Here is a 13,278-nt window from a genome sequence, read left to right on the forward strand (position 1 = left end):
CAAAATGCACAACGGGTTTACTTTATTTTCTTTTGATAAAACATCTAAAGTAACATTGTCTGAGTGAAAATATTTAATATGATGTAAGCTAATTATTTCTCGTTTATTGATGCGAACAAAATCTTTTTCGGGTAACATTTCTGATAATGCATCGAGTGTGATATTTTTCAAAATCAAGAACGATAAATCTTGATAATAAACCATTTTATCACGGCTGTCAACGGTAGAAGTTGTAATGTACAAAATTTGATTAAACTGCAACAAAATTTTTCCTTTGTCTGAATTTAATTGTACAAAATTATTTTGTGTCGAAAAATTATTTTGTAAACGTTTTTTTACCTTGTCAACAGCTTGTTGTAAACGCTCTTTTTTGATTGGTTTTTGAATATAATCTGTCGCATCTAAATCAAAAGCATCAACAGCATATTCCTTATAAGCAGTGGAAAAAATAAACGGTTTTTCTTTTAATAAATTAGCGATCTGTAAACCATTTATTTTAGGCATTTCGATATCTAAAATACAAAAGTCAAAATCAAGATTTTCAATTTCGTTAATGAATAATTCAGGATTAACATAAGCTTTCACAACTTCGATGTCTTCCATTTGTTCACACAACATTTTCAGGTACTTTAAACCAAGAATTTCGTCGTCAATTAGTATGCATTTTAGTGTAAAACTCATGTAGATTTATTTTTAAGTTGGCTACAAAAATATCTTGTTCAATAGTTTTAGAAAGTGAAAAATCGTCGTCGTAAACCATTTTCAAGCGGTGTTCTAATGATTGACTTCCATGTCCGCCAGTTTCTTTTTTCAAACTATTTTTTGGAGAGATTTTATTGATGACTTGAATTTGAAATGATCTATTATTCAATTCAAGCATAATTTTTATGAATGAATTTGCTTGTTGAAAATCGGTATGTTTGAAAGCATTTTCAATAAAATCAATACTTAATAAAGGTAAAATAATTTTTTCTTGATAGTAAGGTGAAGTTTCATCAATTTTGGTTTTAACTTGAAAATCAAACAAAGGCGAAACTTTTACTTTATTAATTTCAATAAAGTTTTTAGTGAAATCTATTTCATCTTTTATCGTCACAAAATTGTCTTTGCTTTCGTACAAAATATAATCCAACACATTTGCCAATTTATCAATCGTATAATAGGTTTGGTACGCATTGGATTGAATCGAATTGAGAATATTTTTGAACAAATGTGGATTCAATTTTGCTTCGTATGACTCTAGTTTTAACTCGTCAACTTTTATAGATAAATTGTCTAAACGTTGCGTTTGTTCATGACTTATTTTTTTCTCAGATTTTAATGAATGGATTAAATATGTAATCATAATGATTAGAAAAAAAATCAATGCAATAATGAGATAAAGTAATATGATAGGAAGTTGAATCATGTGAAAAATTCTAACTCAAAGATAGAATAATTTATGAATAAAAAAATCCAGAAAGTAGAACCTTCTGGATTTTTAGAAATATGGTGAAAGAAATTATTAAGCGTAATATTTTGCTTTTAATTCTTTTACTTTTGGATCATCTAAGAATTCATCATACGTCATATAACGATCGATGATTCCGTTTGGGGTTAACTCGATAATACGGTTACAAGTTGTTTGAATCAATTCGTGGTCATGAGAACCCATTAAAATTGTTCCTTTGAAATTAACCAAAGAATTATTCAATGCTGTAATCGATTCTAAGTCTAAGTGACCTGTTGGCTCGTCTAACAATAATACGTTTGCACGTAATAACATCATGCGAGAGAACATACAACGCATTTTTTCACCTCCTGATAAAACAGAAGATTTTTTAAGAGCTTCGTCTCCTGAGAATAACATTTTTCCTAAGAAACCACGCATAAATTCTTCGTGACGTTCATCGTCTGATTCTGTATATTGACGTAACCAATCAACCAAGTTGATATCTTCTTTGAAGAAATCTGTATTATCTAAAGGTAAATACGCTTGTGTTGTTGTAATTCCCCAAGTAAAATCTCCAGAATCTGGCTGAGCTTTTCCTGAAAGAATTTCGAAAAATTGAGAAACCGCTTTCGAGTTACGAGAGAAAATACCAATTTTATCACCTTTTTTCAAGTTGATGTTTGCATCTTTAAATAAAACTTCTCCATCTACAGAAGCAGATAAATTGTTTACTTCTAAGATTTGATCACCAGCCTCACGCGATTGTTCCCAGATAAGTGCTGGATATCGACGAGAAGAAGGTTTGATATCTTCGATATTTAATTTCTCGATCATTTTTTTACGAGAAGTCGTTTGTTTTGCTTTAGCAACGTTAGAAGAGAAACGAGCAATGAAATCTTGTAATTCCTTTTTCTTTTCTTCTGCTTTTTTGTTTTGTTGCGCACGTTGTTTTGCAGCTAACTGAGAAGATTCGTACCAGAATGTATAGTTACCTGAATATAAATTTAATTTAGAGAAATCTAAATCACAAATATGCGTACAAACCGCGTCTAAGAAGTGACGGTCGTGCGATACAACGATTACAGTATTCTCGAAATTACCTAAGAAATCTTCTAGCCATTGAATTGTATTAACGTCCAATTCGTTGGTAGGCTCATCTAAGATTAACACGTCAGGATTTCCAAATAAAGCTTGTGCAATCAAAATACGAACTTTTGCTTTATTATCTAAATCTCCCATTAATGTATAATGCATATCTGAATCAATTCCTACATTCGATAATAATGTAGCTGCATCAGATTCTGCATTCCATCCGTTCATTTCTTCATAAACGACACCTAATTCTCCTGCTTTGATACCATCTTCTTCAGAAAAATCTGGTTTTGCATATAAAGCATCCATACGTTCTTTAATATCGTATAATACTTTATTTCCACGTAAAACAGTATCCAATACTGTGTATTCGTCATATTTGAAGTGGTTCTGTTCTAAAACAGACATTCGTTTTCCTTTTTCAAGACTAACTTGTCCTGAAGTTGGATCGATTTCACCTGATAATATTTTTAAGAAAGTAGATTTTCCTGCTCCATTGGCACCAATTATCCCGTAACAGTTGCCATTTGTAAATTTTATATTAACTTCGTCGAAAAGTACACGCTTGCCGAATTGAAGCGATAAATTAGAAACATTTAACATAATTTTTGGTATGATGTTTGTTTGACTTTCCGGCAAAGTTACAAATTTTAATTGGAATAAAATAAAGTGCAGAAAGAAGTTACGATTAAGAATAAACGTGCAAGGTTTGAGTATGAATTATTAGATTCTTACGAAGCCGGCATCCAATTATTTGGGACTGAAATAAAATCTATCCGAATGGGAAAAGCTTCAATTACTGAAAGTTTTTGTCAAATAAAGGATGGAGAACTCTATATTGTCAATATGTTTATTGACGAATATGATTGGGGAACATACTTTAATCATAAAACTAGACGAGACAGAAAACTTTTATTACAAAAATCTGAGTTGCGAAAATTAGAACGCAAAACGAAAGAAACTGGATTAACAATTGTAGCAACCACGCTATTTATAAACAATAAAGGGTTGGCAAAATTGAAGATATATTTGGCAAAAGGGAAGAAACTTTTTGACAAAAGAAACACAATAAAAGGAAAAGATTTGAAAAGAGATTTGGATAGAATGATAAAGAATTCTTAAATTTGTCTTATAATTGTATAAAAATTAAGTAAAATTTAATATATTTAAAACGCTAAATATTTGATAATGAAAAAGTTTAATCTATTATTATCTGCAGTAGTATTATTCCTAGCGGGTAATTCTTTTGTAGATGCTCAGAATTCTAAGAATCCTTGGGCAATTACAGTTGGTGCTCATGCAGTTGATCACAACTCGATCACTGGACCATTCAACCAGTATTTCAAAACAGATAATTGGGATATCGTTCCTCCTTTATCTAAATTATCTATTATTCGTAACTTAAACAGATCTTTTGATGTTGATTTAACTGCTTCTGTAGGTGAAGTTGATAACAACAGATTACGTGTTAAAGATGAATTATTTATTAATGCTGGTTTAGGTTTACGTTATAAATTAGCTAATGGCTATATCTTAAAAGAAGATTCTTGGTTTGACCCATATATCCGTGTAGGTGCTGGTTACCATAGATATGATTACACAGGATTACAATTCCCATTAACTGCTTATTATGGTAATGGAGATGGAAACGAAACATACCAATTAACTGAAGTTGAAGATTTAGAGAAAAATCATTTTGTAGCATCTTTAGGAGCTGGAATTAACTTTTGGTTTACTAAAAATTTTGGTTTAAATGTTGCTTCTGATTACAACTGGTTACCAGCTTACGGAGGAAACAATTATTTCGATTTCTTCCAACACACAGTAGGTGTTACTTTCCGTTTCGGAAAACAAGATAGAGATAACGACGGTATTCCTGATGACGAAGATGCATGTCCAGATGATCCAGGTATTGCTACAGGAGATCCTGCAACAAACGGATGTCCAGATACAGATGGAGACGGAATCTTTGATAAAGATGATGCTTGTCCAAACGAACCAGGTTTAGCTGAATTCCAAGGTTGTCCAGATACAGATGGTGACGGAGTTCCAGATAAAGATGATGCTTGTCCAGAAGTTGCTGGTCCAGTAGAAAACAATGGATGTCCTTGGCCAGATACAGACAATGATGGAATCTTAGATAAAGATGATGCTTGTCCAAACGAATATGGTTTAGCTGAATTCCAAGGTTGTCCAGATACAGACGGAGATGGTATTCCTGATAAAGATGATGCTTGTCCAACAGAAAAAGGACCAAAAGAAAATAACGGATGTCCATGGACAGAAGTTCACGTAGCAAAACGTTTATCTAACATCTTATTCGAGTACAACTCTGATAAAATTGTTCCTTCTTCTTACGAAGACGTACGTGTAGCAGCTCAAATTTTAAATTCTGATGATTTAAAAGCGAAAAACTTCTACATTGACGGACATGCTGATCAAAGAGGTAAAGATGCTTACAACAAAACATTATCTTTAAAACGTGCTCAAGCGTTAGTTAATATTTTAGCTGAAAGAGGTGGAGTTGATAAAGCTCGTTTAACTCCTCGTGGATTAGGAAAATCTCAATTATTATGTACTGAAAACACTGAAGAGTGTTACCAAAGAAACAGACGTGTTGAGGTATTACCAAAAACAGCGACAGTAACAGAAACTAAAGTTGTAAAACCAGCTACAAAAAAGAAAAAATAATTCTTGAATAGCTTACAATAGAAATAGCCACCTCATTGAGGTGGCTATTTTATTTTTTTGAAATTAGGATTAATATTATTTCTTTCTAAAAACCAATATAATGATACAACCAGCTGTAAAAATAGATAACAAATAGCCAATCCAAGAAAGTAATGGCATGTCCAAAATCATGGGACGAACAGTTGTGTTCGCAAGCATACTTGCTCCGATTCCAAAAGCTAAAGTAAGAATTGCTAAAACTAGTTTATTAATACTGTCTTTTATTAATTTCTGAATATTATCTATTTGATCAATCTTGAAGTTTAAAGCCAATTTATCATTGTTTACTTTTTCAATTAATTTTAAGGTGTCTTCTGGTAAATCGTTGATTAAATCTTGAATATCCTTGAAATTATCGATTGCTTTTTTACTCAAATATTTAGGATGAAATTTTTGACGAGCTAATTTTATTGCATACGGACGCATCGAACGTTGCACATTAAGATCAGCATGCAATTGTTGACCAATCCCTTCTATAAGCGCAATTCCTCTTAATAAGATATAAACATATTCAGGTAATAACACATGATTACGCTGTAGAATATGATTAAATTTTTTGATGATTACCTGAACTTCAATGGTGTCAACTGTATTATATTCTAAATAGTCAAAAATATCAGCAATATCACGTTCCAATTGTTTATCATTTTCGATATAATGTTTAATCGCCATTTTTTTGAGTGAACGAACAATACGTTTTGGATTTTTCAAACCAAAATCAATGACAACATTTTCTAATGCTTCTTTTTCGTTGATTGCCAAAATTCCCATCGAACCAAAATCGATGAAAGCTATTCGACCGTCTTGCAAAATAAAAATATTACCTGGATGAGGATCGGCATGAAAAAAACCATCATCTAACAATTGTTTCAAATAAATATCAAACCCTTTTTGCACGATTTTTTTTGGGTCAAGTCCCAACGCTTCCAATTGCTCAACATCATTTACTTTAAAACCCTCGATTAATTCCATACAAAGAAAATTATTGTTCGAATAGTCTTCGTATGTTTTAGGAACGTAAACATCTTTACTTTTCTCGAAATTTTTTCTAAAACGTTCGATATTTTGAAATTCGTTCGTTAGAGAAAGTTCTTTTAGAATCGAATTTTCGAATGATTTTTCAATTTCAGAAATGAATAACTTTTGTAACTTCTCGTATTTCTTTTCTAAAAAAAGAACGATATCACGAATCAAGGCCAAATCTGATTCGATGATATGTTGAATGTTTGATCGCTTCACTTTGAACACGACTTTTTCTCCATTCAATAATGTAGCGCGGTAAACTTGTGAAATACTGGCTGCAGCAAAAGGTTGTTGTTCTATCGAAAGAAAATGTTCGTCAGGTTCTATTCCAAATTCATCTTTTATTTTTTTATAAATATCAATCTCTTCAGGCGGGACATTGTCTTGTAATTTTTTCAACTCTTCGACCAATGATTCAGGAACCAAATCTTTTCGATTACTTAATAATTGACCAAATTTTATATAGGTTGGTCCGAGTTCTTCCAAAGCCATTCGAAACCTTTGATTGAAAGAACTATTGAAGAAATCTGTATTTTGATCAGAATGAAACAAATCATTTCCACGAGAAAGGATTTCTTCAAAACCATATTTAGAAACAACTTTTACAATTTTCGAAAAGCGTTTTATTTTCTTTAAACTATCCATAAGATTGAGATTCGTTTACAAGTTACAAATAAACAAACGTGTATTGAGTTTATAAAAACTTAAATTTCTTTGAGTTGAAGCGAAAATTATTCCAAAAAATTAATTTTTATTGTTTATCTTTGCACTCGCTTAAATGAATTAGGAATCAAGCGATTAATTATTAAGTTAAACATCTCTCGGTCATTTATTTGCATTTTAAGATTCCAAAAATAAAATTGATTGAGATACAAATTTTTAGAATTATGTCTAAAGAAACAAAACAAGAGGAGGTACAAGAAGTTGTATTAAACGCTCCAGTATTAGATGCGTCTGCTAATGCAAACGTAGCGCCAGAATCATTTGATTGGGAATCTTTCGAATCAGGATTAAACGAAGAAGATCGTAAAGAAAAAGCTGAATTAGAGCAAATGTACGATACAACTTTAGAAGACTTACATGAGAATGAAGTATTCAAAGGACAAGTTGTACGTATTACAGATAAAGAAGCTATCGTTGACATCAACTTCAAATCAGAAGGTGTGATTTCATTAAACGAATTCCGTTACAACCAAGATTTAAAAGTTGGGGATATCGTTGAAGTAATGGTTGATCAACGTGAAGATAAAAATGGACAATTAATTTTATCTCACAAAAAGGCTCGTACATTAAATGCATGGGATGCTGTGAACAAAGCACACGATTCTCAAGAAATCGTTAACGGTTACATCAAAGCTCGTACTAAAGGAGGTATGATTGTTGACGTATTCGGAATTGAAGCTTTCTTACCAGGTTCTCAAATCGATGTTAAACCAATCCGTGATTACGAACAATTCGTAGGAAAAACTATGGAGTTCAAAGTTGTTAAAATCAACCCAGAATTCAAAAACGTAGTTGTTTCTCACAAAGCGTTAATCGAGGCTGATATCGAAGTTCAGAAAAAAGAAATCGTTGCTCAATTAGAGAAAGGACAAGTATTAGAAGGTGAAGTTAAAAACATCACATCTTACGGTGTATTCGTAGACTTAGGAGGTGTTGACGGTTTAATCCACATTACAGACTTATCTTGGTCTCGTATCAACCACCCATCTGAAATCTTAGAAGATGGACAAAAAATCAACGTTGTAATCTTAGATTTCGACGAAGATAAATCTCGTATCCAATTAGGTATTAAACAATTAGAAGCTCACCCATGGGATGCTTTAGATGCTGATATCAAAGTTGGTGATAAAGTTAAAGGAAAAGTAGTTGTTTTAGCTGACTACGGTGCATTCGTTGAGGTTGCTCCAGGTGTAGAAGGTTTAATCCACGTTTCTGAAATGTCATGGTCTACTCACTTACGTTCTGCTCAAGATTTCGTAAAAGTAGGTGATGAAGTTGAAGCAGTAGTTTTAACTTTAGATAGAGAAGAAAGAAAAATGTCTTTAGGTATCAAACAATTAACGCCAGATCCTTGGACAGATATTACAACTAAATACCCAGTAGGTTCTACTCACAAAGGTAAAGTTCGTAACTTCACTAACTTCGGTGTATTCGTAGAATTAGAAGAAGGTGTTGATGGATTAATCTACATCTCTGACTTATCTTGGACTAAGAAAATCAAACACCCATCAGAATTCTGTGCGGTTGATGATATCTTAGACGTAGTAGTTTTAGAATTAGACGTAGAAGCTCGTCGTTTATCTTTAGGTCACAAACAATTAACTGAAAACCCATGGGATCAGTACGAAGCTAAATATGCTGTAGGTACTACTCACACAGGTGTTGCAGTTGACGTTTTTGATAAAGGTGCTACAGTACAATTCGAAGATGCTGACGTTGAAGCTTTCGCTCCAGCTCGTACATTAGAGAAAGAAGACGGATCTCGTATCAAAAAAGGTGAAGAAACATCTTTCAAAGTTATCGAGTTTAACAAAGAATTCCGTCGTGTAGTAGTTTCTCACACAGCAACTTTCCGTGAGGAAGAAGTTAAAGCTGAGAGATCATCTAACAACAATAACAACAACAACAATTCATCTAACACGATCGAAACTTCTACATTAGGAGATATTGATTCATTAGCTGCATTGAAAAAGAAAATGGAAGAAGGAGGAAACTAATTCTCTAACCGAAATTTTTAAATAACATAAGCTGTCCAGTAATGGGCAGCTTTTTTTATGAATAATGATTAAATATATTTAGTATAAAAATGAATTTAATTTATGGTTTAAAATCATATCAAGAATAACGTACAATTTTTGATGTATTTTTTGAATATTATTCAAAATAGTCTTAATTTTGCAGTCGAAATGGAAAAGATAGAATTTAATTTAGATGCTACTGATTTGAAAATCATGCGATTAATGCAAGATAATGCACGTATTAACAATGCAGATATCGCAAGAGAATTGAGAATGGCACCTTCTGGAATATTAGAACGTGTGAAAAAGCTTGAAAATAAACAAGTTATTTTGGCTTATCACGCAAAAATAAATCCAGTGGCAGTTGGACAAAAATTACTTTCGTATATGTTTATCAAAACCGTAGATATTATCGGTGATGAAACAGTAGGAAGACAACTTGCCGAAATTCCAGAAGTTTTAGAGGTTCATGATATTGCTGGAGAAGATGGTTATCTAATCAAAGTGAGAACTTCTGATAACGAAGGTTTGGTGGAATTGATGCGCAAACATTTGAGTAAAATTGGCGGAATCACTTCTACGCGTACAACTATAGTTTTACAAACAATAAAAGAAGAACAAAATATCGTTATACCAACGATTTAAAAAATAGAGATTGAATGAAAGGGAATCAACCAAGTAAGTGGCTGATTATTGCAGCATATTTCGTGGTTTATGTAGTTTGGGGATCAACTTATTTTTTTATAGATAAGGCTTTGCATGGTTTTAGTCCGTTTATTTTGGGTTCGTTTCGCTTTATTGCGGCGAGCACAATGTTGATGGGATATTGTAAGTTGAAAGGTTACAAGCTGTGGGATAAACAAATTGTGAAACAATGTATGTTTACAGGTTTTATGTTGTTGTTTATTGATATGGCTGGGATTATTTGGTCCGAACAATTTTTACCAAGTGGAATTGTTGCAATTATGGCAGCATCGGCAGCAATTTGGTTTATTGTCTTAGATAAACCGAAATGGAAACAAAATTTTTCAAGTATTCCTACGATTTTAGGTGTTTTGTTAGGTTTTGTTGGAGTTCTGATGTTATTCTATGAACAAACAACCACTGTGCACGCAGATGCAGATCAGCAGTTCTTAAATATGATTGGGTTGATTGTTCTGATCTTTTGTTCGATTGCTTGGACGTTAGGTTCTTTGTATTCAAAATATGTAACAGAAAAGCAGAAAAAAGAAGTTACAAAGCCAAAAGAAGATTTGAACATCATGGTCAAAACGGCTTGGCAAATGATTACTGCTGGTGTTTTGTTTAATACAGTTGCAATCTTCAATGGAGAATATGCTAATTTCAATTTTGCGAATGTAGCGACAGAAGATTGGTTGGCAATGGCTTATTTAACAACTTTTGGCTCTATTCTAGCTTTTGGTTCTTACGTTTGGTTGTTACAATATCGTCCAGCTGTAGAAGTTTCTACATATGCCTATGTTAATCCGATTGTAGCGGTTGCATTAAGTTATTTTTTTACAGATGATGTCGTAACTCATTTGCAGATTTATGGTTTGGCAGTAATTTTGTTCAGTGTTTTATTAATGAATTGGAATTTATACAAAAACACGAAATTAGTTCAAAAAATTTTGCATTTTGTAAATCCAAAACAAATTGCCTAATTATATTATGATGATTAATGATTGAAAAGCTTCTTGAGTTACCGAGAAGCTTTTTTTTGAGTTTTGAAATTTATAATTAATTCATTATTGTCTAATTTTAATGGGTAGCCATCTTCTGATTTGAAATTTTTTCCAATGATAAATTCATATTCTTTATCTGGTATTAATTCTACATTAACGATTAATACTGTGTTGTTTTTATTGTATTCTATTTTTGAGAATTTTGGACTAAATTCTTTTCCTTTTTTTGAAAATCTTAAAGAATATTTTTTAGGGTTCATTGGTTTAGAAAATGTAATTCTAAATTCTTTGATAGATGAATCTACGTTTATTGAACCATTTTCGAAAGGTTCAATTTTTATGATATAAGGTTGTTTTTTTTCGTATTCTTTTATTAATTGATCTTTATCAAAACCTTCTTCGTAAAAACCAGATTTTCTTAGAAAATTTTCAACTTCTTTTTCATCTTGATAATTCAGTTCAATAATATCTTTTATCGCTTGTTTTTTATTTTTAGCTTGATTGTAATATGATTTACATATTTCATATCCAATAAAATATCCCAGATCAGCAGCTTCACCCTTTTGTCCTCCATTGTATAACCAATTTGAAAAATCATCTATAAACATCTCTTCTTTAAATTGTTTTTTCAAATCATCGAAATACTGTTTTCCATAAAAAATATATTGTTTTTCAATTGGTTCTCCTAAAACAAGCTCTGTAATAAAATCGCACGAACCTTCTTTTAGGGTATGGTGTAATAATGAGTTGTTTTCATTTGGTTTTTGTTGTGTGTGTACATATTCATGAATATTTAGTGAAATAATATTATCAAGTGATTGCTTCGCAAAAACATTTTTTAGCCAATCATTTTCAAATTCTGAAACATCTGTTTTTGAAATTCCTGTAGCGATTTCAGAACCAACTAAAACCATATTTTCATATAAAGTTCCACCTGAACGCAAGCCACCAATTGTAAAATACATTTCTCCTTCTTTTAGCTCAGGATATAGTTTTTTTAGTTTTTTTACAGCTTTAGTTAATTCTTTTGTTTTATTTTTTATGGTAAGTGTATTAGGTCTAATAGAATTCCAAAACTTAGGATAATTATCAATAAGTTTAACATAAAGAGTATCATTATAATCTCTTACTTTCATAAAGGATTTTAAACCTTTTGTCCCTTTATCAATGTATAAAGTATTAATGAATTTTATTTTTTGTGAATAATTATTTGTAGTTTGAATACTATCAAAAGCTATCCAGAAATTATCTATATCAGAAGTGTAAATTTTATTAGCTATTGAATTTTGTCCAAATGAAATACTCGTAAGAATAAAAAATATTAAAGCTAAAGTTTTATTTTGCATATTGTGTTTTTATATGAGATGTCAATATAATCAAAAAGTTACAAAATAATTCAAAAAAAAGCAGCTCTTCTCAGAACTGCTTTTTATATCAGATAAATTATCTCTTATAACTTAGTGCATTTTACAATTTCCAAACCATATTGTGTTGTATGTGGTTCTTCTAAAGTACGCGTAATTAAATTCATTTTTTGGATGCCTAAATCTTTGATGATTTGAGAACCAATTCCATGATCTTTTTCATCGGCTGGTAAAACACCAGATTTGGATTTTCCTTCAGAAAAACTTTTGAAAATCTCTAATTTTTGTTCAATTAACTCAGAACTTTGAATGTTATTAATAAAAATCACAACACCTCTTTCTTCTTCATTAATGATGTTCATTGTTTTTTCTAACAATGGTGTTTCGCCGTTTTGTAAAGCGCTAAACAAATCATAGTAGCTATTTGTTGATTTTACACGAACTGGAACTACATCATCTTTTGTCCATTTTCCTTTTTTCAAAGCGAAGTGAACTTGATTATTTGTTGTTTGTTGATAAGCGATTAATTCGTATTCTCCGAATCTTGTTTTTGCAGGAAATTGCTCGATACGTTTTACTAATGATTCGTTTTCTAATCGGTAAGCAATCAAATCTTCAATCGAAACAATTTTAAGATCAAATTTCTTTGCAATCTCTAACAATTCTGGCAAGCGAGCCATTTCTCCATCTTCTTTCAAAATTTCGACAATACATCCAGCAGGATAATATCCTGCCATGCGTGCCAAATCAACAGCAGCTTCTGTATGTCCCATTCGAACCAAAACTCCACCATCTTTTGCAATTAATGGGAAAATATGTCCTGGTTTTCCTAAATCATCTGGATTTGTATTTTCGTCAATTAAAGCTTGAATAGTTTTAGAACGATCAGAAGCCGAAATTCCTGTCGTACATCCGTGACCTTGTAAATCTACAGAAACCGTAAAATTAGTTTCGTAAATCGCTGTATTGTGTCCAACCATAAGGTCCAAACCTAATGCTTTACATCTTTGTTGTGTAAGTGGTGTACAAACCAATCCGCGTCCATGCGTAACCATAAAGTTGATGACTTCTGGCGTTGCAAATTCGGCGATACATAGGAAATCTCCTTCATTTTCACGATCTTCATCGTCAACTACAATGATAACTTTTCCTTGTTTTAAATCTTCTAAAGCTTCTTCAATTGTGTTTAATTGAGATGATCTATTTTCCAT

The 13,278-nt window shown here is 31.7% G+C and carries 11 protein-coding genes; 5 read left to right on the plus strand and 6 right to left on the minus strand.

Translation table 11 applies throughout. The annotated features are described in order from the left end of the window. The 3 genes from B4G36_RS03410 to B4G36_RS03420 all read right to left on the minus strand — a co-directional run. The coding region (locus tag B4G36_RS03410; RefSeq protein WP_291062015.1) for a LytR/AlgR family response regulator transcription factor at window positions 1-618 on the minus strand (618 nt) is incomplete at its 3' end. A gap of 31 nt (window positions 619-649) precedes the next feature. Beyond that, window positions 650-1,345 (minus strand): sensor histidine kinase, encoded by a 696-nt coding sequence (locus tag B4G36_RS03415; protein ID WP_291062017.1) that lies wholly within the window; start codon window positions 1,343-1,345, stop codon window positions 650-652. A 159-nt stretch (window positions 1,346-1,504) separates the two neighbouring features. Beyond that, window positions 1,505-3,127: an ABC-F family ATP-binding cassette domain-containing protein gene (locus tag B4G36_RS03420; RefSeq protein WP_038332655.1), complete on the minus strand. Its 1,623-nt coding sequence runs from the start codon at window positions 3,125-3,127 to the stop codon at window positions 1,505-1,507. A 66-nt stretch (window positions 3,128-3,193) separates the two neighbouring features. Between B4G36_RS03420 and smpB the strand changes: the two genes are divergently transcribed. Next, a complete protein-coding gene (gene smpB / locus B4G36_RS03425) occupies window positions 3,194-3,646 on the plus strand; it encodes an SsrA-binding protein SmpB (RefSeq protein WP_291062019.1) in 453 nt (150 codons plus the stop codon). Between the two features lie 66 nt (window positions 3,647-3,712). Further along, window positions 3,713-5,215 carry an OmpA family protein gene (locus B4G36_RS03430; RefSeq protein ID WP_291062021.1) on the plus strand — a complete coding sequence of 501 codons (1,503 nt, stop codon included), beginning with the start codon at window positions 3,713-3,715 and terminating at the stop codon, window positions 5,213-5,215. A gap of 75 nt (window positions 5,216-5,290) precedes the next feature. On the opposite strand, the gene B4G36_RS03435 is transcribed toward B4G36_RS03430, so the two are convergent. Then, on the minus strand, window positions 5,291-6,922 hold the full coding sequence (locus B4G36_RS03435; RefSeq protein WP_291062023.1) for an ABC1 kinase family protein: 1,632 nt from the start codon (window positions 6,920-6,922) through the stop codon (window positions 5,291-5,293). 242 nt (window positions 6,923-7,164) lie between these two features. Between B4G36_RS03435 and rpsA the strand changes: the two genes are divergently transcribed. The 3 genes from rpsA (at window position 7,165) to B4G36_RS03450 (ending at window position 10,682) form a co-directional block, all read left to right on the plus strand. Beyond that, a complete protein-coding gene (gene rpsA / locus B4G36_RS03440; RefSeq protein WP_291062025.1) occupies window positions 7,165-8,997 on the plus strand; it encodes a 30S ribosomal protein S1 in 1,833 nt (610 codons plus the stop codon). A 189-nt stretch (window positions 8,998-9,186) separates the two neighbouring features. Further along, on the plus strand, window positions 9,187-9,663 hold the full coding sequence (locus B4G36_RS03445; protein ID WP_291060256.1) for an Lrp/AsnC family transcriptional regulator: 477 nt from the start codon (window positions 9,187-9,189) through the stop codon (window positions 9,661-9,663). 14 nt (window positions 9,664-9,677) lie between these two features. Next, window positions 9,678-10,682 carry an EamA family transporter gene (locus B4G36_RS03450; RefSeq protein WP_038332668.1) on the plus strand — a complete coding sequence of 335 codons (1,005 nt, stop codon included), beginning with the start codon at window positions 9,678-9,680 and terminating at the stop codon, window positions 10,680-10,682. Window positions 10,683-10,720: 38 nt separating this feature from the next. Here the strand turns inward: B4G36_RS03450 and B4G36_RS03455 are convergent, their stop codons facing one another. Both B4G36_RS03455 and ribB read right to left on the minus strand, forming a co-directional pair. Beyond that, window positions 10,721-12,049 (minus strand): DUF2268 domain-containing putative Zn-dependent protease, encoded by a 1,329-nt coding sequence (locus B4G36_RS03455; RefSeq protein ID WP_291062028.1) that lies wholly within the window; start codon window positions 12,047-12,049, stop codon window positions 10,721-10,723. A gap of 104 nt (window positions 12,050-12,153) precedes the next feature. Next, window positions 12,154-13,278: a 3,4-dihydroxy-2-butanone-4-phosphate synthase gene (gene ribB, locus B4G36_RS03460; protein WP_038332669.1), complete on the minus strand. Its 1,125-nt coding sequence runs from the start codon at window positions 13,276-13,278 to the stop codon at window positions 12,154-12,156.

This window comes from Empedobacter sp. UBA3239, assembly GCF_002362875.1.
In the GTDB taxonomy this organism is placed as follows: Bacteria; Bacteroidota; Bacteroidia; order Flavobacteriales; family Weeksellaceae; genus Empedobacter; species Empedobacter falsenii_B.